This is a genomic window from Streptomyces griseomycini (assembly GCF_014203535.1).
In the GTDB taxonomy this organism is placed as follows: domain Bacteria; phylum Actinomycetota; class Actinomycetes; order Streptomycetales; family Streptomycetaceae; genus Streptomyces; species Streptomyces griseomycini.
The window spans coordinates 15,476-38,714 of record NZ_JACHJI010000010.1 but is presented as its reverse complement, the minus strand read 5'-3'; the positions used below and the strand labels follow the sequence as shown (position 1 = coordinate 38,714).

Here is a 23,239-nt window from a genome sequence, read left to right as displayed (position 1 = left end):
GGGTGTGTCAGCTCCTGCGGTTGCCGCCGGTCAGGGCCTTGCCGGCCGGGATACGGATCTCGTAGCCGCCGTCGAGAGCGGCGGTGCCGCCGGCGGGCAGCCGGACCCGCCACAGACGGGTGCCCGGCGCGTGGTGCTCCGGTTCCGCGCCGTCCTCGGGAGCCGTCCAGTCGGCCCGCTCCTCGATCCGGACGTCCGCGTCGGAGGTGACCGGCACGCGCTCGCGCACCTCGACGGTGACGGGCGCCGCAAGCCGGTTGGCCAGCTCCACCCGGACGCGGTGGTCGAGCACCGTGACGTTGTTGCGCAGACCCGCGGTCGACTCGTGCAGGTTCGCACGGCGTGTGACCCCGACGGCCTCGGCCGGTCCGAGCCCGACCCGGCACACACCGCCGGGGGCGAGCGTGGGCAAGGACGCGGTCAGCAGGAACTCCTCGTCCACGGTCACTTCCACCGGGCCGGCCAGCAGGGCCTGGTCGGTGGCGTTGGAGAGCACCAGCGTCGCGTACACGACCTGCTCCACGGACGGCACGCACACGTACTCGGTGCGCAGACCCACCGGGATCTCGCCGACGGTGACGGTGTGCCAGGTGCCGTCCGAGGGAACGTCGGCGGGGGCGGCGGCGTCGAACCGGTGGTCGAAGGAACCCGCCGACTCGCGGGGCCGCACGGCGTGTCCCGGCAGGGGCAGCGAGGCCACCCTCTCGGCGCGCCGGCGGTACTCGGCCGTCACCGGGTCGAAGGCGGAGCCGGGGAACAGCCGGCCTCGGCGACCCTCCTGTTCGTCGGGCCCGCACAGGACGAGGGCGGAGTAGTCGAGCTCGGCGCCGCTCGGCCGGGGCGGCCCGGCCACGGGCGCGGGAGGCGGCGCCACGGGCCCGGCAGGGGCCGCGGGTGCCGCCGGCGGTGGCGGCGCGGCCCGGCCGGGAGCTGCGGGGGCCGGCGCGGCCGAAGCCGCGGCGAGCCCGCCGCCGGCACGCGGCCTGTGGCGGGGTCGGGACGGGGCCGGCGGTGGTGCGGGGGCGTCCGCTCCGCCGCCGAAGAGCTCGGCGGAGGCCCCCGCCGTGCCGCCGGGGGCGGGGAGCCCCGCGGGCGGCCCGCCGTAGTGCACCGGTGCCGGCGGCGGAAGAGGGCCGGCCGCGAGGCCGGCTCCCCCGGCCACGGCCACGGGCGTGGCCGGGGAGTCGGGGCGGGGACCCGCCGCGTCGTACCCGGCGAACAGGTCGGCCAGCCCCGCCGGGGGCTCGCGCCAGCCCGAAGGCGTGGGGGCGGGCTGACGGCGCCCGATCCGGGCCGAACGGAGCCGGGGCAGGTCGGTGCGGCGCCGCAGGTCGGCGGTGGCCAGGGCGATGCGCACGCCGGTCCAGTCCTCGCCGGTGCGCTGGGCGACCGAGGCACGCAGCAGCAGGCGTCCCTCGTCGTCGCCCTGACGGTGGGTGAGACGGTAGGCCGGCACCCAGACGGCGCCGGGCACCCCGTACTCCACCTCCACCTCCACCTCCACCTCCGTGTCACCCGCACCGTCGAGGGCCAGGACCGCACACACCGCGGTCTCCACGTGCGCCGACGGTGCGTCGGTGGAGGCACGGGAATGCCTGTCCACCGCGACGGTGAGCTCGTGCTCGACCCGGCGCAGCTCCTCCTCCAGTTCGAGGAGCCGGCCGTGCAGCCCGGTCAACCGCTCGTCGACGAAGTCGGCGAGCTCCAGCCACGCGTCGACCGGGGTGCGACGGTGCGGATCGTCCCGCCTGCGGGCCGGCGGGACCGGGCGCAGGGCGCCGACCTCCTCGATCAGGCCCAGCTGCCGGTCCCGGCGGTCCTGCGCCGCCGCGAACTCGTCCTGCAGCCGCTCCACTTCGCGCTGCAACTCGTCGGGCACGCCGGTGTCGAGCGACTCGGCCTCGACCTCCACCCGGGCCTCGGCGACGCGTGCCCCGGCGGTGCCCACGACACGCACCCGCAGCGAGCCCGGGTCCAGCGAGCGGGGCAGTCCCGCCACCCGCACGCGTCCGTCCGCCGGCACGCGGCCCCGGGCCAGGCGGCGGCAGAGCGCGCCCTGCGCGTACACCACCACCGAATCGAGTGCCGATGCCCATCTCCGGGCCGCCTCAGCCGTCATGCGCTCCCACCCCAGCCGTGTCCGTGCCGAGGGGAAGCCTACGCCTGGACACACCGCTCACCCCCCCCGTCGCCTCCCGACGCCGCGCGTCCCTTCCGCCCCCCTTGCCGTCCTACGCGCATGACGCCCCGCCCGCCGTCGAGGCCGACCGCGCACCGGGTCCGGCAGCCGGGATCCGCACAGCGACCCTCATCACCGCGGACCCCGCGCCCGCAGCCGGCCGATCTCGGCGAGCACACGGTCCACATGCGGACGGACCTGCGCCCGCAACGCCTCGCTCCAGCTCTCCTCGCAGTAGCGGCGGTCGAGATAGAGCCGCCTGGCGTGCTCGAGGACCGGGCGGTGCTCGGGCGGGAGCCGGGTGAGGGCCCAGTCGGCGGCGGCGTCCTTCGACCTGATCCGGCCGGTGGCGAGCGTGCTCCAGACGCGGGCGAGGGTCAGCAGGACGTTGCGGGTGTCGCCGTCCAGGTCGTCGAGCAGGCCGGGGACGCCCGCCACGCTCGCCCGGACCAGGTCGGCGTGCGGGACGGGGTCGAGGACCTGCGCCGGGCGCGGACCGGTGAGGGGGTGGTCGCCGGCCAACGCCATGGTGACCAGCAGGGCCAGGTCGGGCATGGGCTCGGGCCGGGGGACCTTCCCGGCCTCGTACTCCGTGCGCAGCCATTCGCCGTACAGGAAGTCGCCGGTCGGCGGGTACCGCCACGGCCGGACCTCGGACTGGACGACCACGGTGAGCTCGACCGGACGGGCCTTGTTCCGGGAGCCGGAGATCCCGAGCAGTCCACGCAGGAGCGCCCGGCGCCCCTGCTCGTCCATCCGCCGCCGGGAGACGACCAGCACGTCCACGTCGCTGGCCGGCCTGAGACCGCCGAGCACGGAGGAACCGTGGAGGTAGGTGCCGATGACGTCCGGGCCCAGCACACCGCCGACCAGCCCCACGATCTCCTGCGTCCGGTCCACCGTTGCAGTCTCCCTCGTCGTCCGGGCCGACCGCACGCGCAATCCGGCTCCGCCGCTGCGACGGGGCCCGGGACCACGAGTGGCCCGGCTCCTCCGGCACGGCGAGAACTCGGGGGCGCCCGGCGACCGGCTCTCGGACAATGATCGTCATGACGTCCCTCCACACCAACCCGCTCTTCGCCCGGCTCGCCGGTGCCGAACGGATCCTCGTCGCGGGCGCGGGCGGCGGTTTCGACATCTACTCCGGTCTGCCGTTGGCTCTCTCCCTCCTGCACCAGGGCAAGGAGGTGCATCTCGCGAACCTCTCCTTCAGCGCGCTCGCCGGGCTTCCCCCCGACAGCTGGGCCGCCGACGACCTGGCCGTCGTCACCCCCGACTCCGCCGCGCACCAGAGCTACTTCCCGGAGCGGACCCTCGCCCAGTGGCTGCGCCGGCACGGCTACCCGGCCACCGTGTACGCCTTTCCCCGGACCGGCGTGCGTCCGCTGCGCGCCGCATACCAGGCACTGGTCGAACTGCACGACGTCGACGCCGTGGTGCTGGTCGACGGCGGCACGGACATCCTGCTGCGCGGCGACGAGGCCGGCCTCGGCACTCCGGAGGAGGACCTGACCAGCGTGGCGGCGCTGGCCGCGCTGGACGGCATACCGAACCGGCTCGTGGTGTCGGTCGGTTTCGGTGTGGACGCCTACCACGGCGTGAACCACGTGCAGGTCCTGGAGAACATCGCCGCGCTGGAGCGTGACGGCGCGTACCTCGGCGCGTTCTCGATACCACGTGCCACCCGCGAAGGCGCGCTGTACCTGGACGCGGTGGCGCACGCCCAGCACCACACCCCCGAGCACCCCAGCATCGTGAACGGCTCCATCGCGGCCGCCGTGCGCGGCTCGTTCGGCGACGTCCGGTTCACCGACCGCACCCGGGGCAGCGAGTTGTTCGTGAACCCGCTGATGTCCCTGTACTTCGCCTTCGACCTCCCGGGCCTGGCGGCCCGGTGCCTCTATCTGGACCGGATCGAGGACACCCACCTGATGCGCCAGGTCCACTCCCGCATCGCCGAGTTCCGCGAATCCACGGTGTCCCGCCCACCCCGCCGCTTCCCGCACTAGGCGTGCGGCTGACGGACGCACGGCGGGCCCGGCTCGAGCCGCTGTCGCCCAGGGGCGAGAAGCCGGGCCGGCCTCCGATGCGGACCCGGCGGCAACTGGTCGACGGCACACGGCGGCGAACCCGGACCGGAGCACCCCGGCGGGGAGTCCCGGAGCGCCGACGGGCCCTGGACCCGCGTCGGCCGGGAAGGCCCCGCGTCCGGCCCGGCCACGTGCGCGCGCAGGCGCACGGCTCCCGGACAAGACCGACCACCGCCGGCTCACGCGGTCGAGTGCGGCACCAACCGTCCCAAGGGACACCGGGCCGTGGCCACGAGGCACGACGGAAGCGGACGGCCGGTCACGCCGCTCCGGAACCGGGCCGGCTCACGGGCGTCCGCGCAGTCGATCGCCGCGTTCCGCACCACCGGGACCACACGCGCAAACCTTCCTCGTCCCCGCTCCGGACGCCACCGAGTCGCACTCGGCCTCCGCGCACGGCCCAGGAGCAGGACACCGCTTCCGGTCGGTCATCGACGCCCTTCCCACAGGTGGCGCCGTTCGGCTGCGGGGTCGTGGACCTCCGTGGCCGTACCGGCGCCGATGCGCAGTACGGTCCGGTCCGTCGCGTACGGCCGCCAGGCCCGGGCGCCGCGCGGCGGGGTGGGTCTCCCGTCCCGGGCGAAGGAGACCCAGGCGGCTCTCACCTGGTCGGACAGATCCTGTGCGTCGGGACGCCGGTCTGCGGGCGATGTGTCCAGGGTGCCGAAGACGAACGGCAGCTCCGCCATGTGGCAGGCTCCGAGCGTGCCGTCGGCGGCCGTGGAGGCGCGGGCGAACTCGTAGACGTACGTGTGGGCGTCGTGCCGCGCGCGGCTCTCGGCGACCCGGATGGCGGGGATCCGGTAACTGTGGTCCGTCATGACGGCGCTGAAGACGTCTCCCGGCGTGGCGTTCGGGCCCGCCGCGAGGGTGTAGAGCGCATGCGCCCTCTCCGCCGGCAGGCCGATCCCGGTGAGGAAGCCCTTCACCACGGTGTCGTCCATGCGGTGCACGATGCCCATGGGCACGGCGAAGAGCCTGAACTCGTCGCTCGTCGTGCCGGTCAGGAGGTCGACCTCCGTACCGGCGCCCGCGGCGATGGCGTCGACGGGACGGGAGGGCAGCGTCACGCCGTCGACGACGGGCAGCACGGTGGTGCCGCCGCCAGCCGACTCGCCCCACAGGCGGGGTTCCCGCGAGCGGGCGATCTCCTGGCCCAGCGCGGTGTCGGCCGCCACGAGCACGTCCGGGGGAGTCGCGGCCAGGGCCGCCCGTGTGCACGGCACTCCGGCGAGAGCGGCGATGCGCTCCGTGATCAGGCGACCGATGCCGGGGGTGTGGACGTGGTGTCCGGCGCCGCTCTGGGTGATCGCCCTGCGGAAGAGCCCCCGGGCGCCCGGCATGGTCATCAGTGCCGTGACGGAGATCGCGCCGGCCGACTGTCCGAAGACGGTGACGTTGTCCGGGTCACCGCCGAACGCGGCGATGTTGTCCCGCACCCAGCGCAGGGCCGCTATCTGGTCCAGCAACCCGAGGTTGGCCGTCCCGTCGGGCAGCAGGAGAAAGCCCTCCGCGCCGAGGCGGTAGTTGAGCGTGACGCAGACGACCCCGTCGGCGGCGAGCCGGGAACCGTCGTACAGCGCGAGGGAACCCGCCCCGTTGCGGAAGGCCCCGCCGTGGACGAAGACCATGACCGGCAACCGCTCGCCGGCACGGCCGGGGGCCGCCGGTGTCCAGACGTTGAGGTTGAGGCAGTCCTCGCCCTGCGGACCCGCCTCCTCCAGAAGGCCCGCCATGGCGGGGCCGTAACCGGGCTGGGGAGCCGACGCCCCGTACACCGTGGCGTCGCGCAGCCCGCCCCAGGAGGCCGGCGGCTGGGGCGGCCGCATCCGCAGCCTCCCGAACGGCGGCGCCGCGTACGGGATTCCGAGGAAGGCGAGGACGCCACCGCTCTCCCGGCCCCGGAGCGCTCCGTGGGAGACCGACACGGTGACGTCGTTCATGACACTGCCTTTCACATGCGGAGTGGGGAGCGGACACGACGGTGACGACCTGCGCGACCGGCCCCTCGGTGCCTGAGCCACCCCGGCCGACCGGGACACGGAGGTGATGCCGCCGTGATCTTGAGACTATGGGGGAGTGCGCTCACGGCCAACCGATTTACCCGGAATCGGGCAGAGGGAGAGACGAAGCCCCACCTCACACCCGACGGCAGGCCACCGGGCTTCGACGGCGCGGCACACGAGCGGCACGACACCGTCGAGTGCCGCGTCGACGGGCTCGAGCAGTGGCGCGGTCCGGCCGCTCGGTACGGCAAGACCGCACCCAGCCGCCTGACCGGACTCCGCACCGCGGGGTGCTCGCCGACGGCCCGACGCGGAGCACGCGCACCCGAGCACGTCCGGGGCGGGGATCGACCCGCCGTGCCTCAGGGCGAGTCAGGCCCGGACCGCCGGTCTCGTGCCTCCTCGACCGTCACCGTCCCGGCCGCACCGTCGACCGTGATCACCTGGCCCGTGCGGACGCGTTCGGTCGCTCCCGGGACGCAGATCACCGCCGGGATGCCGTACTCCCGGGCCACCGTCGGCCCGTGTGCCATCACCGCGCCGGTCTCGGTGACGAGGCCGCCCGCCGTGAGGAACAGCGGTGTCCAGCCCGGGTCGGTGGTCGGGACGACGAGGACCTCGCCCGGTTCGAGGGCCGCGTGCACCGGATCGCGGACCACGCGGGCACGGCCGGTGACCTTGCCGGGTGCGGCGCCCATGCCGGTGAGCGTCCGGTCACCGGCCGCACGGGGCGGAAGCAGGGTCTCCACGTCCGTGCCGTCGGACAGCAGGGCCACCGGGACGGTGCGGCGGCGCAGTTCGCGGTCGTACGCGGCGCGCCGGTCCGCGATCCTCCCCGAGAGCGTGTGCCGGTCGGCACCGCCCTCCACCGCCGTGCGCAGTTCCGGCAGCGTGAGGAACATGACGTCGTCCGCCTGCGGGAGCAGCCCCTGCGCGCGCAGTCCGGCGCCGATCAGGAGCAGCCTGCGGCGGCGGTCGCGCAGGGCGTAGAGCCCGGCGAACTTGCCCGCCTCGCGCAGCCCCGTCAACTCCCGTGAGCGGCGCAGGAAGAAGCCCGCGACCCGGCCGCGCAGCCGGTGCGCACGCCGGGCGCGGAGGTCGAGTTCGGCCAGCGTCGCCTCGGCCCGCGCCGCAGCGCGCCGGAACCGCACGTCCGGCGCCTGCTCCGGGTCGGTGACCCGCAGGCAGTTGGCCAGCATCGTGAACACCGGCGTCGGGTCCTCCGACCAACGCGGCACACCGACGTCGACCTCGGCGGCGGACCGGTTGCCGTACCGGGCGAGAAAGCCGTCCAGGCCGAAGTCGGGCAGCTCGCCCGCCAGGTGGGCCGCCGCGAGCTCCTGCGGCGGTGTGGTCAGGAGCCGGTCGCGGTACGCCCGTGCGCGCCGGGCCACCTCCCACAGCGCGAGGTCCATCTCGATCGTGACGTTGTGGGGCATGCCGCCGAGCACGGTCCGTATCTCGTCGTCGCTCGCGACGCCCTTCAGCAGCGGCGGCAGCGCGGCCGAGACCACGAGGCCGCTGACCACCGGCCAGACGATCGCGTCGGTCCGCGTGCTCGACTCGTCCTCGACCAGGGCCAGGAGCTCCGCGGCCGTGGCCGGGTCCGCGACCGGTTCCCGCCGCAGCCGTTCGATCTCGTCGAACACCGTGGCCCGCGCCCCGGCGGGCCGGGCCAGCGCGCCGAGGATGCCCGCGACCGCCTTCGGGCCGGTCCTCAGCGCCGCAGCACCGCGCCGGCGGGCGGACTTCCGCGGCGCGAACCGTGGATCGTCGAGGAGATGCTCGACCACCCGCTGTGCCCGCGGCCCGAAGTCGACCGCCATCAGCTTGACGAGGCGCTGTCGCGTCGAGGGGTCGCGCATCGCGTCGGTCAGGTCCCCGTACAGCCGTCCGCCGATGTCGACGATCTCGACGGTGAGACCGAACGAGGCGAGCATGCCCGCCAGCATCGACCTCAGCGTCGACATGCCCATGGGCGTGGCGGGCCGGAGCATGCCCTGGACGTGACCGAACTCGACGTACAGGCGCGTGCCGGCCTTCCCGCTCGGCGGTGGCGCGGGGAACAGCGTCGTGATCGGGCGGGACTGCAGCAGCCACAGCGTTCCGTCGCCGTCGTAGGCCCATTCGACGTCCTGCGGTGCGCCGAGGCCGTCCGCGAGCCGGGAACCCGTCGCCCGCAGCTCCTGCAGACGGCCGGGGGAGAGGCACCCGTGGTCCGCCACCGCCGTGCCGTTCAGCACGTAGTGGTCCGCCGGAGCCGTCCCGTCGACGACCGCCGTGCCGGGCCCGGGTGCCGCGTCGACCACGGTCTCGGTGCGCGAGCCGGTGACCGGGTTGGCGGTGAACAGCACGCCCGCCACCTCGGCGTCCACCATCCGCTGCACGACGACGGCCATGCGTGCGTCCTCGTGTGCGGCGCCCGCGGCCTCGCGGTAGGCGACCGCGCGCTCGCCGTGCAGCGAATCCCAGCAGGAACGGATCGCCGCGAGCAGCTCCTCGGCGCCCGTGACCCCGAGGTACGTGTCCTGCTGACCGGCGAAGCTCGCGTGCGGCAGGTCCTCGGCGGTGGCGCTGGAGCGCACCGCGACGGGTCCACCGCCCAGACGCTCGTACGCGGCGAGCACCTCGGCCCGCGGCACCTCGCCGCCCTGGTACGCCTCGGTCGTCACGCAGAAGCCGTCCGGTACCCGCTCGCCCAGGCGGATCAGCGCGGCGAGACCGGCGGCCTTGCCGCCCACCAGGTCGTGCTGCCCGCCGTCGATCGCACTCAGCTCGAGTACGCGCACGTCGGCCACCCCCTTTCCCACTGTCCAATACGACTGCAATGTATACACGAGACAATACAGTCGCAATGTAAAGTGGGCCCATGCCTCGCAAGGTCGACCACCGTGAGCGCCGTGAACTGCTCGCCGACGCACTGATGAGACTCGCCGCCACCCGCGGCCTGGAAGCGGTGAGCCTGCGCCACGTGGCGGCCGAGGCGGGGGTCTCGACCGGGATGGTGCAGCACTACTTCCGCACCAAGGACGAGATGATGGGGTTCGCCCTCGAGATGGTCATGGACCGGATCGAGGAGCGCTCGCGGGCCGCGCTCACGCCCGGCTCGCCGCGCGAGATCGTCCGTGCGCTGCTGCTGCAGATCCTGCCGCTGGACGAGACGCGCAGGCTGGAGGGCCATGTGGGGCTCGCCTTCCTCGCCTACGCCGCGGTGAAGCCGGCGATGGCCGTGGGGCTGCGGGAGGCGGCCGACGGCATGCGGGGGTTCCTCGCGGACCAGGTGCGGGCGGCCGCGGGGCCCGGCGTGGACCCCGACCGCGCGGCGACGGGGCTGCTCGCGCTCGTCGACGGACTCGGACTGCAGCTGCTGTCGCGGCAGTTCGGCGAGGAGGACGCGGTGGCCGCCCTGGACGCCCAACTCGACCTGGTCTTCGGGCAGTCCTGAGCCCGGAAGTGCGTTCGTGACGCTTGAGCGGCCCCGCCCGGGCGGAGATCGGCGGGGACCCGTCCACACCTGCGCATGAGCTCCCCGCCGGCCCTGCGCCGGAAAGGCGGGTGGGCCTCGGCCCGGTCGACCACGGGGATCCGCGTGGTCGTGGGCCGGTCCTTCCGCCTCTCCGCTCCTGGGTGCGGGCACGACCAGCGGTGCTTGACGCCGGCCCGGGCGGCGGAGCCCTGTCCTGCGGCAGGACCGCCTGCCGCTGGCGCCTTGCGGCGGTGCTGGAACGAGGGAGGGGCATCGGGGGACACCGGCGGGCTCGGCGGACCGCCGCACGGGCTGTTGCGCTGTTCGTGACGACGGGATGCGTCCGGTCCGGTTCGACGCCGCCGCGCTGGGACCGCAGGCGGGGAGAGGCCCTTCGACGGGGAGGTTCCGCAGCGCTGAGCACGGCGCTCGGCCGGCGGCCGCGTGGGCACGTGAGTGGCCGGGGCTGCGGCTGGAGGCTGTGGGCCGGGGGTCCGTCGACGCCGACCCCCGCTCGTCCACGCGCCCGGCCTCGGCCAAGAGCTGGGCGAAGTCGCGGCACGGGTGCTCCGACCGGCGGCCGGTCTCGTTCGAACGGGCACGAACTCCGGTTGCGGGCGGAGCCGTTGAGTCGGCGGTCGCTCTCGTGGATGCTTGCGGGGTGAACGAGTCCGGCGCATTCATGCTGAGACGACTCCAGGAACTGGACCCCGCGGTGCGCGCGGACGTCCTGCGCGTCCTGGACCGCGTCGTCCGGGGCCTGCCCGCTCACTGGCGGCGTCGCAAGGGGGTGCCTCAGCTCATGGTGTTCCTCGACGGCCCGGAGAACGTGCGGATGGAAAGGACCACCTTCCGGGAGCTGTCCGAGCACGGGTATCTCGACGAGTTCAGCCGCTGGGCCGCCGGTGTCCCGGCGGCGAAGGCCAAGGAACACGGCTGTGCCGCCCTGGTGTACGGCGACCGTGTCCATGCGAGGATCTTCCAGGTCGGTCCCTTCGGATCGGCCTGGCACCTTCCGGACGTCCGCGTCGACGTCTGCACCGCGCACCGGGACCTGCGGCTGTGTCAGACCTTCTCACTCGACTTCGAGGTCGAAGGCCGGTTCTTCCCACGGCTCGTGTTCAAGGAATGGGTGCACGACGCTATCGCCCGGGCCCGGCAGGATTGACCCCGCACCGGGCACTCCTGTCGTACGGGGAAACTCTCCGGCCGCCGTCACGCGGCGCAGCCGACCCGCTCCCCTGGACCGACCCCCGCATCGTCGAGGCCGACCTCCTCGGCACCGCCGGCACCTCGACGCTGCCGCCACTGAGCTGCATGAACCCCGTCGAGGGACCGCCTCACGCGCAGGACCCCCGGAGAAGGCCCGGACCTCTGCTCGACAACGACGACGGGGAATCAGTCCCGCCTGTGACCGAGCGCCGTACTCGGCCGGTCGGGCCGAGTACGGCACCCAGTCAGGTGCGTCAGCGGCGAGCCAGGTCGCCGAGAGCGGCCGGCGGCATCACTGCTCGGTCGTGCCAAGGATCTGGTCGGCCGTCGCGAAGCGGTGCTTTGCCGGCTTCAGCACTTCGTGGAGGTAGCCGAAGTAATCCGTTTCCGCCGTTCCTGTGAGCACTGCCAGCAGGAAGGCGAGGCACCCCATGTCGTGGTGCTCCCACAGGGGGCCGCGCCCCTCGTTGTAGAGCACGGTCCAGTCGTCGGGGGACTGCCCGGGCCGCGCCAGCCAGTACAGGAAGGCTCCCGTGCCCTCCTCGAACGCCCACGGCAGGACCCTCGCCCCCGCCTCCTGCAGGCCGGCGGGCTTGTCCTCGAACTCCCACAGGTCGGTCAGGATCTCGTTCCGCTCCGTCGTCTGCGCGTGCAGGTCGCAGTCGTCGTGGGCGGAGCCGGGGACGAGCAGCCAGATCGTCTCGTCGAAGATGCCGTCGCCGTACGTCTCGACGAGCTGCTTGTAGTCCGTGGGCAGAGCCGTACCGAGGGCGCGCTCGGCTTGCGCCCAGTCCACCGGGGGTGGCGGCTCGGCGGGCGGCGGACAGAGGCGAACAAGCGCATCGAGGGCGACCATGAAACGGACGCTATCGGAACACCGGCCGGCCTGCGGCGGACCGTCCGGGGCAGAGGCGTGCTGCTCCGGCCCGCCGACGGCACTGCCCACCTGGTGCTGGCGCGCGCCTTCGCCCGGGGCCGGCACCGGCGGTGGCCGCCACGATCGACACGGGCGGCACGACGGCGGCTGAGGCTGAGGACCGCAGCGCTGAGGAACGGCTGGAACGGGCGCAGTGCGGGCGGACCGCACCGTGCGCGGGGACGGCGTCGGCGCTGCTGAGGAGGGTCCTGCTGCCGGAACCGCTTGCCCAGCAGCCGTTCACCGGCGGGACGGTGGAGTTCCAGGCGGTCCCGGGGCAACCGGTCGACCGTTCGTCGAAACCCGAGGCGTGAACCACAGGGCGAAGACATCGCTGGGATCATCCGGCATGCCCCCACCGAACTCGACCGCGCCGAAGTCTTCCTCGACGACTGGTTCCGGCAGCGGGAGGGCACCCGGAGTCCTTGAGCCGAGTCCTGAGCGCCGGCGGGATGACGGACCGGCTCCACGGCTGCGGGTGAGCGGCTGTGTCACTTCTCAGGGATGTCGTTCCGAGATGAGTTCGGGATTCACTCGCGGAGCCTTTTCGTGATCGATGTCGGTCTGAACCGATGTCACCGGGGCGCCGCGGCAGCCGTCAGTGCCCCAGGAGCGGATCGTCGCCCTCGACGTGAGAGGGTGGCGGCAGCTCCCGCCCGGGTGTTCGTTGAAGCGGCTGCACGGGAGGCGGGTGCCCGGCTGGAGGCGTAGGTGAAGAGCCCTGACATGTCCCGCGGTGCCCGTCTGGCCGCCTACGGTGCCGCTTCCACATCGCTGGCGCTCTGCAGTGATCGCAGACTGCGCGAGCTCGTGGACGCCGCCACACCGATCGGTTCCGGCATCGGCGGGAAGACGGTGCTGCTGGAGGTCGACGGAACCTCGGTCTTCGTCAAGCAGGTACGCCTGACCGATCTGGAGCGACGGCCGGAGAACGTCCACTCCACGGCGAATCTGTTCGGACTGCCGGTCTTCTGCCACTACGGCATCGGCAAGATCGGCGGCCCGGGGTTCGGGGCCTGGCGGGAGCTGGCCGTGCACACCATGACGACGAACTGGGTGATCGCGGGAGACCACGAGGGTTTCCCCCTGATGTACCACTGGCGGGTGCTCCCAGACCTTGGCCGGCCGCTTCCCGAGGAACTGGCCGATGTGGAACGAGCTGTCGCCTACTGGGGAGGCGGAGCGGAGGTGCGCAACCGGATCGAGGCTCTTCAACAGTCCACGGCGAGCCTCACGCTGTTCCTGGAGTACATCCCGCAGAACCTGCACGACTGGTGGGGCGTCCGGACCGGCGCCGGTGAGGAGGCGGCCGAGCGGGCCTGCACCATGGTGGACAACGAGCTGAGAGCCGGCATCTCGTTCATGAACGCCCGCGGGCTGCTGCACTTCGACGCCCACTTCGAGAACATCCTGACCGACGGCCGACGGCTCTTCTTCACCGACTACGGCCTCGCGATCTCCTCCCGCTTCGAGCTCACCCGGGACGAGGCCGACTTCTTCGACCAGCACCGTACCTACGACCAGTGCTACACCGTCACGCACCTGGTGAACTGGCTGGCCGTCGCCCTGTACGGGCACGACACGGAGGAACGCAAGGCGTTCGTGCGCACCTGCGCCGAGGGGACTTCCCCAGAAGGAATCCCAGCGGCAGTCGCGGCAGTCCTCGTCCGCTACGCGCCGGTCGCCGCAGTGATGGGGGGCTTCTCTCACCAGTTCCAGCAGGAGAGCCGGGCAACCCCCTTCCCCCTGGAGGCGATCCGCCAGGTCGGACAGAGGGAACAGCCAGCCTGACACGGCGACGGGGCCATCCGGAGGAAGGCCGCGCAACTCGTGCACCGCCTCGCGTCTCGTTCGACAACGGGCGCCCCCAGCGGTGCCGGGTGATGGTGTCGCCGTCCGGCGGGAGGCCACCTGATGGGGGAGACCAGGCCGGGCGGCCCGGGGCCGGAGCCGTCCTGGTATCGGTTCTCCGCCCCGGTGGGAGGGGAGCACCGTGAGAGGGCGCCGACCCCATGACCGTCCAGCCGACCGCCGCGATCGCCACCGACCCCGTCGGCCGGGCTGACAGTTCAGGGCTGACCGCTCGTCTTCGCCGTCACCGGCGAGAACACCAGCGACTGCACCCGGTTCGCGGCCGTGAGGGAGGCGATCCGGGTGCCCCGGCTCGGACCAGGAGAGCGCAGGATCCGGGCTTCGGCCCCCATCACCGACCGCCGCTGCCGTTCATCGAGGTGTGGGAACAACACCTCGAACCCCACAGCGAGTCGACCGCGGACCTCGTCGAAGACGCTCGTACCACGACAACGAGCCCCATCATCGGGAAGCACCACCTTGATTCTCTGCAGGCCCCCGGCCGGCGGGTGGCGCTTTCGGCCCCGGCGCGTCCCTCGACGGGGGGACCGGGGCCGGAAACCGCGCGGGGACGCGGACGTCAGTCGTCGTACGACAGGCCGTGCCCGGAGCGGAAGAGGACCTTGGCCGGGTCGTCGGCCCGCTGGATGGGCACGGGCAGCTTGCCGCGCGGCTCGACCCGGCCGGCGATCACCCGGGCGGCGGCGCGCAGTTCGACCTCGGTCCAGCAGTAGGAGACCAGCGAGGCCGGGACGTCGCCGAGGTGGGCGATGTCGTAGGGGTTGCGCACCGCGAGGTGGACGACGGGGACGCCCGTCGCGAGCAGCCGGGACACCAGGGTGCGCTGGGCACTGGTGGCGTCGACGTTGTCGGTGGTGACCACCACCGCGTCCCGTCCCTGTGCGGCGGCCACGGCTTCGTCGATCTTCGCCGCGTCGGGCGCCCGGCCGGTGGCGAGGTGGGTGGTGCTGTAGCCCAGTTCGTCGAATGCCTTGGCCAGTTCGGGCACCGTGGTGCGGGTGCTGTCGGTCGGGAAGGCGGGGCTGGCGCCGACCACGAGCAGCTTCTTCTGCCTGCGGCGCAGCGGGAGCGCTTCGTCCTCGTTGACCAGCAGGGTGGTGGTGCGCTCGGCGATCCGGGCGGCGGCGAGCCGGTGCTTGCGGGCGCCGACGACCCGGTCGACCTCCTTCGGGGAGGTGTAGGGGCTGCCGCTGAACAGGCCGGCCTTGTCCTTGACCCGCAGGATGCGCAGGACCGATTCGTCGAGCCGGTCCTCGGTGATCTCCTTGCTGCGGACGGCGGCCAGGACGCCGTTGTAGGCGACGTCGATGTCCGGCGGGAACAGCAGTTGGTCGGCGCCGGCCTTGAGGGCGAGGACGGGCACGCGGTCGTCGCCGTACTTGGTGCGCACGCCGCGCATGTTGAGGGCGTCGGTGACGATCACGCCGTCGAAGCCGAGTTCGTCGCGCAGCACGCCCTTGAGGATCGCGGGCGACAGGGTGGCCGGTTCGTTGCCGGGGTCGAGCGCGGGGACCTGGAGGTGCGCGGTCATGATCGAGTCGACGCCGGCGGCGATCGCGGCCTTGAAGGGCGGGGCGTCGATGCGCTCCCACTCCTCGCGGGTGTGGGTGATCACGGGCAGCCCGGTGTGGCTGTCCTCCCCGGTGTCCCCGTGGCCCGGGAAGTGCTTGGCGCAGGCCACGACGCCGGCCTGCTGGTAACCCGTCACCTGGGCCGCCACCATGCGGCCGACCTCGCGGGCGTCGGCGCCGAAGGAACGGACGTTGATGATGGGGTTGGCCGGATTGACGTTGACGTCGGCGACCGGGGCGAAGTTCTGGTGGATGCCCAGGGCGGCGAGTTCGGTGCCCGAGATCCGTCCGGCGGTGCGCGCGTCGGAGAGCGAGCGGCCCGCGCCGAGCGCCATCGCGCCCGGCAGCTGGGTGGCGCCGCTGCCGATGCGGACGTTGGCCCCGTGCTCCTGGTCGATGGAGATCAGGCACGGGATGGGGGTGGGCAGGGCGAGCGAGGCCCGCTGCACACCGTTCGACAGGTCCGCGACCTGGCGCGGGTCCTGGATGTTGTTCGCCCAGCCGGAGAAGTAGATGACACCGCCGATGTGGTACTTGGCGATGAGCTCGGCCACGGTGCGGACGCCGAGTTCCCTGAGGTTGCGGTCCTGGTCGAACTGGCTGGGAGAAGTCGCCGACGTACCGTAGAAGTACGGCACGAACAGCTGGCCGATCTTCGCCTCGATGCTCATCCTGGAGATGATCTTCTTGAGGCGGTCGTCGCGCTCGTGCGCGACCGCGGAGGTGGCCGTCACACCCACGACGCCCGTCGCGCTCGCGGCGACCACGGTCGCGGAGGCGAGAACGGTTCGTCTGGACAGACTCCGGTCCTGCATGCGGACATGCTCCTTCCAGCCTTGCTCGCCAAGGGAGTTGAAGGAAACGTGAAGTACTCCGAACAGCGGGAAACGTAGCCCGCGGATCACGGGCGGGCAAGAGGTCTAGACAAAATAGGTCTAGACAAAATGAGGGCCCTCCTGCCGTAGGTGTCCGGTGCGCCTACGGGGTGCCGCGCGTCCGCAGTCCGTGAATCGGTCCGTCTGGGGTCCGGTGCCGGTGTGGTGGCGGCTGTTCCTGCCCGGGCGGCGGGTGGCGGATGCCGGCTGCCGGGTCCCCGGCCGTGTTGTGTCCGAGGTCACGTGGCGCGGGGAGTGGCGGCTGGCTCTGGGCATGCTCGGCACCCTGGCCGGTCGGGGCGTGAGCCGTCCGCGGCCGTGGCTGACGCCGTCCACGTCGCCGGCGCCCGCTTGCGGGCCGGCCTGGCCCGGCGGGGAGTCGACTATGTGGCGGCTGTTCGCGCGGACGTGAGTGCCTCCCCGTTCGGCGCGAAGCCGGCGGCTTCGGGGCGGAAGGGTTCCGTCGGTCGCCGGCCCCGGCCCCGCTGCGGCCGGCCCGCACCGCCGGTGGCGGCTCTGGCCGCCGGCCTCGAGCAGAAGGTGTTCACCACCGTTGCCCGGCGGCAGGGCTCGCGCGGCGGGTCGCGGTCCCGCTTCGCTGCCGTGTGCGCCCGCCCGGGCGGCAAGGCCGTCGCCCCCGTGCACACCCCCGTCCCGGCCGCATGACCACACACCCGGACCCCGCCCCGGCCTGTGGGAACGCGGCCCTCTGCCATGTCCCTCATGGCTTGTTCCGTATGCGGTCCGTGAACGGACGGGGGCACGGCTCGTCGTCCGTCGGGGCGCGTGTCTGTTCGGCGGGGGCGAGTTGTGCCGGCGGGCAGTGCCGAGGAACGCATGGCGGACGCCTTCTCCTCTGAGGCGGCGGCCGCGGAGGATCTTCCAGGTCCTCGTGCGGGCGGAGGTGCGCTTGGTGCGGGCGCGGACCTGTGGGCGGGAACGGTTTGTCCCGTTTCAGTCTTCCCGGTCATCGGCGAAGGGGTCACCGGTGAAGACGACCTGGTCCCTGCCGTCGCCCGCGACGACCCACCATCGGGTGCCCTCGAACGTCGGTTCCTGGGAGGCGCGCCGCAGCCCCAGAGCGAAGACGAGTTCGTCCCTGCCGTCCGCGGAGAAGTCGCCTGCCGCGTAGAGGTCCGCGTGGGCAGTACCGCGTACCGGGGGGCCGGCACGGCTGAGCGAGCGCCTCGACTCGATACCGGACGGGGTGAGGGTGAGCAGTTCGGTGCGCAGCTCGCAGCAAGCGGCGTCAGGGCCGACGCGGACCTGGGCGGCGAACTCGTCGCGGCCGTCGCCGTCGGTGTCGGCGGCGAGCGGTGGGCCGAGGATGTCCGGCAGCCGGAAGTCGAGGACCCGGTCACGGCCGTGGAAGTAGACCGTGACCATCTGGTCCACCCCGGGGGCCGCCGACTCGGTGACGCCGTCCTCCATGGTGCGGCTGCCGTCGTCGGCGACCGCGACGTCCCGGCGCCCGTCCCCGTCGAAGTCGCCGAACGCTGTCCCGTTGCCGGCGCGCAGCTCGCGACCCGGGGCCCGCAGGCCGTCGGGGCCTGCCTCGAACAGCAGGCCACCGGACTGCTCACCGGAGTTGCTGAACTTCAGCACCAGGTCCGAGGCCTGGCCGGGCACGGCCGGGGCAGCGACCGGCCGCCCGTGCGGCCGTGGGGGGATCGGCAGGCTCTGTGTCCGGGCGGCACGGCCGCCGCGGTCGAACGGCCCGTACAGAACGGACAGTTCGGGCGGTGCTGCGTCGCTGCCGGTGGAGCCGCCTGTGACCGCCAGGTCGTGCTGTCCGTCGCCGTCGAAGTCGCCGACCGCGAGCGGGGCGTTCACGCCCAGCCGTGCCGCGATGCCCGGCACGGGAAGGCGGGTTGCCGCCGCCCCCGGACGCGGGTGTCCCGCGGGCGTGCCCCAGGCGATGTGGGGGACTGCCTTCGGGCCGGAGACCCCGTACCGCTCCTCGACCGCCGGGTCTTCGGCGACCCACACCCGGGTGATGAATTCGGGGAAACCGTCGCCGTCCAGGTCGGCGGTCGTCAACGACTCGAGGCCCGCGGCGTCCTGCTGTCCCGACGGCTCGGGCAGTCCCAGGGAGTCCGGGGTCAGCGCGGTGCGGACGGTGGGCCGCAGTCCGGTCGGCGAGCCGAAGAGGAACGTGGCGCTGTCGCGCAGCCCGCTCGGGGGTCCCAGCAATGGGCGGCGGTAGTCGAGTTCGAGATCCCGGTATCCGTCACCGTTGATGTCGTCGGGCAGCTTGCCGCCCTTCCCCTGGGGGACGGGGCCGGCGGCCGTGGGCGTGACAACGGCCGGCGATGGGGTTCGCTGCTGCTTGCGGTCCTGCGCACCGCCGTCACGATCGGAGCTGCAGCCGGTGAGCAGCAGGGCGGCAACGCAGCAAACGGCTGTGATCGGCCCTCGCAGTGTCATGCGCACAGCCCACCCCACACCACGGCCCGCGGACCACAGCGCAGGGTCGGCTGTTACCGGCCCGTGACGATTCCGGGCTGCCGGATGAACCGGTGCCCGTGGCGTCGCGGAGTGCGGCCCTGCACACCCGGTCCGTGTGCTCGGCCGCCTGAGGTTCTGCCCGGCCGACCGGGCCAGGTGGCGCAGGCCATGGCCGCCCGGCGTGGTGAACCCGCTCGGTGGACTCCACAGCCGTGCGCGCTCATCAGCACGCCGCCGGGGTCCGCAGAACGGGGACCCGGCGGCCGGGCCGGCCCAGGGTGATCGGGATGGTCAAGCGGAGCACCTCGCGGCGGCCGGGAGGCACAACGCCGCGGGCGGCGGCCGGCGGACAGCCGGCCGGGCGACGCGGACGAACAGCGGCAAGGTGCTCGGCGGCGGGACACGTCTGCGCGGGGCGGTCAGTCGACCGCGCGCAGTACCAGCCGCACGACGCTCATGACTCCTCGCCCGACCCACCCGAGCAGTCCTGTCTCCACGGCCAGCTCGGCAGCATCCGCGGCCGTATCCCCCCGGTCCGACCGGGAAGGGCACCGGGAACAGGAACGAGGCCAGCGGCGCTTCTCCGCACCGCACTTCCTACACATCGCCATGGCCCCATTCTCTCCTCGTCCCCGGACCGCCCGTACACGCCAGGCCCTGCCCGCCCGTCCGCCTTCCGCGATCCGGGTCTGGGCGAGGGCGCTGCCGTTGTCGCCGGCGTTGGCCTGCGACCGGCGTAGCCGTGGCGGGCCGGCGAACGGGCGGCGGGGTTGGTTACGTCCCGTCGACGTGGTGCAGGACGACGGTGCGGCGTACGTCGGCCACCTGGCGGGCGGCCCGGTCCACGGCCCGTCCTTCCCCTCGTCCTGCCGAGCTTCGTGAGCGTGCGGTACGCATGGTCGCGGAGACCTGCCCTAACTGCTCGAGCCCCACTGATCTGTTCCCCGTGGTGCGGGCACCCGGAAGGCCCGTCGGGGACAGCAACCACCGGAGGCGAACACGTTGTCGGCTGTGACAGGCTCGTTGAAACTGTGCCAAGTGGTGCTCGACAGCACTGACCCCCGAGGCCTCGCCGAGTTCTACCGCGAGCTGCTCGGCCTGGTCTACCGTCCGGGAGACGAACCTCCCCGGCCAGGACAGCCCGACGTGCGAGGGCAGGACTGGCTGGTACTGCGCACCGCGGACGGCACCCCTCAGATGGCCTTCCAATACGTCGCCCGGCTGGCGCACCCGACGTGGCCCGAGGGCCCGGTGCCCCAGCAACTGCACCTCGACCTGAGCGTGTCGTCGATCGAGGACCTCAAGGCACAGCACGAGCGTGTCCTGGCTCTGGGAGGCCGCCTGCTCCGCGACAACGAACAGGGACCCGACGAACCCTTCCGCGTGTACGCCGACCCCTCGGGCCATCCCTTCTGCGTATTCGTCGCCTGACCGCCCGGTCCCGCCGTGCCCCCTCTACGCCCAGTGCATGCCGGCGGCGGAGAACTGCTCGATCCGCTTCGGGAGAGCATCGCCGCCCGGCTCCGCTGGTTGCTGATCCGGGTGTCCGGGAGCGGTCTTCCTGATCAGTGGGTCATGGGGTTGTCCTGTTCGTGGGGCATGAGACTGTCTGGTCGTGCCGGAGACGACGAGCGGGCTGGAGGCGGCCTTGGCCGGGGCTTCGTCTCCTTCGTGGCCGCAGCGTGCTCGTGCCGGGCGTGCCCTTGCTTCCTTCGCTGACGTTCCTGAGGCTGCGGGAGCGTTGACGGGGCTGCTGCTGGACGTCGGGGACACGGCGGTGACCCGGCAGACGGCAGAGGCCCTGACCCGGGTGGGGACGGTGGCCGCCATGAGGCTCGTCGCTCTCGCGGTTGCCGCGGCTGACGACAACCAGGTGAACTGGCTGCAGACCGGGGTGCACGACGCGCTCGTGGGACCGGACGATGCGCCGGACGTCGCAGCGGTCTGCGGGCAGCTCGCCCGGGACCCGGAAGAAGCTGTACGCCGGGGTGCCGTGGAGATCTCGGCATGGGCGGACGACACAGGATGTTGATCTGAGTCGGCCTGCCGGGGGCTGGTTCATGCAGCTGTCACCGGGCTCCTGGGTTCGTAGGGGGTTCCGTTGCGGAGCACGGCGGCCGGGACCTCCAGCTCCGCGCCGCCCCTCGAAGCACGCGGCACCCGCTACGTGATGACCGTCGCCTGTTCCACCAGGGCCGGAATCATCGACGACACCGGGATCCGCGTCCGTTGGTCAGCCCCCGGACGCGGGAACCGGTACACGTTCGTCTCCGGCAGGAACGAGCAAGAATGCCGTCAAGTCCACGGCGGCCACGGACGACGAAGGCCGCGGGCTGCACCGCCCGCTGGCGGACGCGACGCACGGAGGCCACACCGCCTCGGGAATCAGCTCGGCAGCACACGGCAGTACACGGCACAGTGGCCCCATGAATGAACGAGGGCTGGACCACGACGGGACGATCGTACGCGAAGGCGCACTGGACCGAGTGCCGCCAGTGTTCGTCCCCGTCGTCGATGCGGCCCGCGCCCGCATCTCCGAGACGTTCGGCAGAGCGCGCCTGCACAGCGCCTACCTCTACGGCAGTATCCCCCGTGGTAACGCCACCCCCGGGGTTTCCGATCTCGACCTTCAGCTCGCCCTCCATGACGAGCCCACTGAAGCCGACCGCGCTGACGCCAAAGCGGTCGAGGCCGCACTCGACCGCGCGTTCCCGCAGATCGACGGCGTCGGGATCCTGCTGACCAGCGCGCGGGTTCTGCTCAGCGATGTCGAACGTCACGACGGCGGGTTCTTCATCGCCTGCCTCTGCACCCCGTTGCTGGGCCCTGACCTTGCAGAAGGACTGCCCCGTTACCGCCCCACGACCCTGCTCGCGCGGGAGACCAACGGCGACCTCGCCCGTGTGCTCCCACGCTGGCGTGCCAGAGCAGCCGAAGCCACCACGGACGCCGATCGCCGGATCCTCAGCCGCTTCGTCGGCCGTCGCGTCGTCCGCACAGGATTCACTCTGATCATGCCCCGGTGGGGTGGCTGGACCAGCGACCTCGACCAGTCAGCCGAGCTCTTCGGCCGCTACTATCCCGAGCGCGTCGAGCAGATGCGTGTCGCCGCTTTTGTCGGCCGGGCACCCTCGCCCGACCCGGCGGTACTCAGGATGCTCATCGACGACCTCGGGCCTTGGCTCGCAGCCGAGTACACAGCCGTGCACGGCGAGAAGGCTCCGCGTCCCTGACGGGCGCGGCCCGGTGCCACGCTCGCCGGACTGCACCTGCCCACAGAGCGGAGACACGCACCGGACGATGCTGTGGGCTCTCGTGAAGAAAGCCACGGGCTGCGTAGTCAGGTTGGTCATGGGTGCGCAGCCCATGTGCGGTCAAGCTGGGGGTGGCTGCGTATCGCTGCTGGGGCCGGCGCCCAGGGTGCGGCGTGCGGCCGGCTGTGCGGGCCTGGGGTCGGCCGGGGCGGTAGTGGGGGTGGAGGGGATGCGTTCAGCGGCGAGGAGTGCGCGGGGCACGGGCGGCAGTCCAGGCGGGAGATCTGTGCGGCTCGGGCCGGTGCCCAGCAAGCGACGACGGGTCATCGGGCGATTGTCTCCCCTCACGCCCTGCCGGACGTGAGGGGCTTCGGCTTTCGAGGCCCGGCTGTGGCGGTGTGCGGCTGCGCGATGATCCGCGCAACGCTGTGACCTGCTGTGGTCGGGCCCTGGTGTCCGTGGTGGGGATCTGTGGAGTGCCCGGCCACGACCTCGACCGTGGCTCCGACCATGGCGGTTGGTGCTGTGACCGGGAAGGGTCACCGGGGCGTGGCCGGGCTAGCCTGGCCCGCATGGAGGAGTTCGACGGGGTGGAGGTCGTCGCGTTCGCGGATGCGGCGGCCTTCGAGGACTGGCTGGCTGAGCATCACACCCGCCGTGAGGGCGTGTGGGTCAAGGTGGCGAAGAAGGCCTCGGGGATCGCGTCGGTCACGGATGACGAACTGGTCGACGTGGGGCTGTGCTGGGGCTGGATCTCCGGGCAGCGTCGGGGCCTGGACGACCGGTATTACCTGCAGAGGTACGGGCCGCGGCGGCCGAGGAGCCTGTGGTCGCGGGTGAACGTCGAGAAGGTCGCGGCGCTGGCGGCGGCGGGCCGGATGCGGGAGCCCGGCCTCGCCGAGGTCCGGCGGGCCCAGGAGGACGGCCGCTGGGACCGCGCGTACGCGTCGCAAGCGACCGCTGTGGTCCCGGACGACCTTGCTGTGGCGCTTGCCGCGGATCCGGCGGCGCGTGCGGCGTTCGACGCGCTCGACCGGACCGCCCGCTACCTCGTGATGCTCCCGCTGCTCCAGGCCGCAACGCCGGAGATCCGGCGGACACGGCTGGAGCGAGCGGTACGGGACCTGGGGGAGAGGCGGCAGGCAGGCGAAGGGTGATCGTCCCGGTGGAACTCCCGGGCCGCTGGTGCTGCGACCTGAAGCAATCACCGGGTCGTGCCCTCGTCGGGAGGCGAGCAGCCCCCGCTGGGGCACCAGGACCATCCCCGCACCCGCGGGAGCGTTCCGCCTGAGCTGGACCCTCCACCGCCAGGGTCGCGCCTCGGCGAACGCCGTCCTGCCGTCACCACGA

Annotated in this window: 16 protein-coding genes; 9 read left to right on the top strand and 7 right to left on the bottom strand. The window is 72.9% G+C overall.

Annotated elements, in window-relative coordinates; translation table 11 throughout:
- Positions 1-7: 7 nt before the first annotated feature.
- Together FHS37_RS26210 and FHS37_RS26205 are read right to left on the bottom strand one after the other, a co-directional pair.
- Positions 8-2,119, bottom strand: coding sequence for a DUF4139 domain-containing protein (locus tag FHS37_RS26210; RefSeq protein WP_184825534.1), 2,112 nt, complete (start codon positions 2,117-2,119; stop codon positions 8-10).
- 192 nt (positions 2,120-2,311) lie between these two features.
- Entirely contained in the window at positions 2,312-3,079 is a 768-nt protein-coding gene (locus FHS37_RS26205) for an aminoglycoside adenylyltransferase family protein (RefSeq protein ID WP_184825533.1), read from the bottom strand.
- 149 nt (positions 3,080-3,228) lie between these two features.
- On the opposite strand from FHS37_RS26205, the gene FHS37_RS26200 reads away from it, so the two are divergent.
- On the top strand, positions 3,229-4,188 hold the full coding sequence (locus FHS37_RS26200; RefSeq protein WP_184825532.1) for a DUF1152 domain-containing protein: 960 nt from the start codon (positions 3,229-3,231) through the stop codon (positions 4,186-4,188).
- A gap of 509 nt (positions 4,189-4,697) precedes the next feature.
- Here the strand turns inward: FHS37_RS26200 and FHS37_RS26195 are convergent.
- Positions 4,698-6,212: a carboxylesterase/lipase family protein gene (locus tag FHS37_RS26195; RefSeq protein ID WP_184825531.1), complete on the bottom strand. Its 1,515-nt coding sequence runs from the start codon at positions 6,210-6,212 to the stop codon at positions 4,698-4,700.
- A 425-nt stretch (positions 6,213-6,637) separates the two neighbouring features.
- Entirely contained in the window at positions 6,638-9,064 is a 2,427-nt protein-coding gene (locus FHS37_RS26190; RefSeq protein ID WP_184825530.1) for a PEP/pyruvate-binding domain-containing protein, read from the bottom strand.
- Between the two features lie 80 nt (positions 9,065-9,144).
- Between FHS37_RS26190 and FHS37_RS26185 the strand changes: the two genes are divergently transcribed.
- Positions 9,145-9,720 (top strand): TetR/AcrR family transcriptional regulator, encoded by a 576-nt coding sequence (locus FHS37_RS26185; RefSeq protein WP_184825528.1) that lies wholly within the window; start codon positions 9,145-9,147, stop codon positions 9,718-9,720.
- A gap of 703 nt (positions 9,721-10,423) precedes the next feature.
- Positions 10,424-10,909, top strand: coding sequence for a hypothetical protein (locus FHS37_RS26180; RefSeq protein WP_184825526.1), 486 nt, complete (start codon positions 10,424-10,426; stop codon positions 10,907-10,909).
- A gap of 336 nt (positions 10,910-11,245) precedes the next feature.
- Here FHS37_RS26180 and FHS37_RS26175 read toward each other — a convergent pair whose 3' ends face one another.
- Positions 11,246-11,809 (bottom strand): SMI1/KNR4 family protein, encoded by a 564-nt coding sequence (locus FHS37_RS26175; protein WP_221500335.1) that lies wholly within the window; start codon positions 11,807-11,809, stop codon positions 11,246-11,248.
- A 786-nt stretch (positions 11,810-12,595) separates the two neighbouring features.
- On the opposite strand from FHS37_RS26175, the gene FHS37_RS26165 reads away from it, so the two are divergent.
- On the top strand, positions 12,596-13,660 hold the full coding sequence (locus tag FHS37_RS26165) for a protein kinase family protein (RefSeq protein ID WP_184826056.1): 1,065 nt from the start codon (positions 12,596-12,598) through the stop codon (positions 13,658-13,660).
- Positions 13,661-14,300: 640 nt separating this feature from the next.
- On the opposite strand, the gene FHS37_RS26160 is transcribed toward FHS37_RS26165, so the two are convergent.
- On the bottom strand, positions 14,301-16,127 hold the full coding sequence (locus FHS37_RS26160; protein WP_184825522.1) for a glycoside hydrolase family 3 protein: 1,827 nt from the start codon (positions 16,125-16,127) through the stop codon (positions 14,301-14,303).
- Positions 16,128-16,277: 150 nt separating this feature from the next.
- Between FHS37_RS26160 and FHS37_RS41150 the strand changes: the two genes are divergently transcribed.
- Positions 16,278-16,853: a transposase gene (locus tag FHS37_RS41150; protein ID WP_375372321.1), complete on the top strand. Its 576-nt coding sequence runs from the start codon at positions 16,278-16,280 to the stop codon at positions 16,851-16,853.
- A gap of 288 nt (positions 16,854-17,141) precedes the next feature.
- On the opposite strand, the gene FHS37_RS26150 is transcribed toward FHS37_RS41150, so the two are convergent.
- Positions 17,142-18,614 (bottom strand): FG-GAP repeat domain-containing protein, encoded by a 1,473-nt coding sequence (locus tag FHS37_RS26150; protein ID WP_184825517.1) that lies wholly within the window; start codon positions 18,612-18,614, stop codon positions 17,142-17,144.
- A 1,062-nt stretch (positions 18,615-19,676) separates the two neighbouring features.
- Here FHS37_RS26150 and FHS37_RS26145 point away from each other — a divergent pair.
- The 4 genes from FHS37_RS26145 (at position 19,677) to FHS37_RS26130 (ending at position 23,046) form a co-directional block, all read left to right on the top strand.
- On the top strand, positions 19,677-20,066 hold the full coding sequence (locus FHS37_RS26145) for a VOC family protein (RefSeq protein WP_229889886.1): 390 nt from the start codon (positions 19,677-19,679) through the stop codon (positions 20,064-20,066).
- Positions 20,067-20,376: 310 nt separating this feature from the next.
- On the top strand, positions 20,377-20,667 hold the full coding sequence (locus tag FHS37_RS26140; RefSeq protein ID WP_221500334.1) for a hypothetical protein: 291 nt from the start codon (positions 20,377-20,379) through the stop codon (positions 20,665-20,667).
- A gap of 394 nt (positions 20,668-21,061) precedes the next feature.
- Positions 21,062-21,868 (top strand): nucleotidyltransferase domain-containing protein, encoded by an 807-nt coding sequence (locus tag FHS37_RS26135; protein ID WP_184825513.1) that lies wholly within the window; start codon positions 21,062-21,064, stop codon positions 21,866-21,868.
- Between the two features lie 593 nt (positions 21,869-22,461).
- A complete protein-coding gene (locus FHS37_RS26130; RefSeq protein ID WP_184825511.1) occupies positions 22,462-23,046 on the top strand; it encodes a YdeI/OmpD-associated family protein in 585 nt (194 codons plus the stop codon).
- Positions 23,047-23,239 lie beyond the last annotated feature (193 nt).

Coding starts and splice junctions, on each gene's coding strand:
- FHS37_RS26210 (WP_184825534.1), bottom strand. CDS start 2,119: ATGACGGCTGAGGCGGCCCGGAGATGGGCATCGGCACTCGATTCGGTG.
- FHS37_RS26200 (WP_184825532.1), top strand. CDS start 3,229: ATGACGTCCCTCCACACCAACCCGCTCTTCGCCCGGCTCGCCGGTGCC.
- FHS37_RS26195 (WP_184825531.1), bottom strand. CDS start 6,212: ATGAACGACGTCACCGTGTCGGTCTCCCACGGAGCGCTCCGGGGCCGG.
- FHS37_RS26185 (WP_184825528.1), top strand. CDS start 9,145: ATGCCTCGCAAGGTCGACCACCGTGAGCGCCGTGAACTGCTCGCCGAC.
- FHS37_RS26180 (WP_184825526.1), top strand. CDS start 10,424: ATGCTGAGACGACTCCAGGAACTGGACCCCGCGGTGCGCGCGGACGTC.
- FHS37_RS26175 (WP_221500335.1), bottom strand. CDS start 11,809: ATGGTCGCCCTCGATGCGCTTGTTCGCCTCTGTCCGCCGCCCGCCGAG.
- FHS37_RS26165 (WP_184826056.1), top strand. CDS start 12,596: ATGTCCCGCGGTGCCCGTCTGGCCGCCTACGGTGCCGCTTCCACATCG.
- FHS37_RS26160 (WP_184825522.1), bottom strand. CDS start 16,127: ATGCAGGACCGGAGTCTGTCCAGACGAACCGTTCTCGCCTCCGCGACC.
- FHS37_RS26150 (WP_184825517.1), bottom strand. CDS start 18,614: ATGACACTGCGAGGGCCGATCACAGCCGTTTGCTGCGTTGCCGCCCTG.
- FHS37_RS26135 (WP_184825513.1), top strand. CDS start 21,062: ATGAATGAACGAGGGCTGGACCACGACGGGACGATCGTACGCGAAGGC.
- FHS37_RS26130 (WP_184825511.1), top strand. CDS start 22,462: ATGGAGGAGTTCGACGGGGTGGAGGTCGTCGCGTTCGCGGATGCGGCG.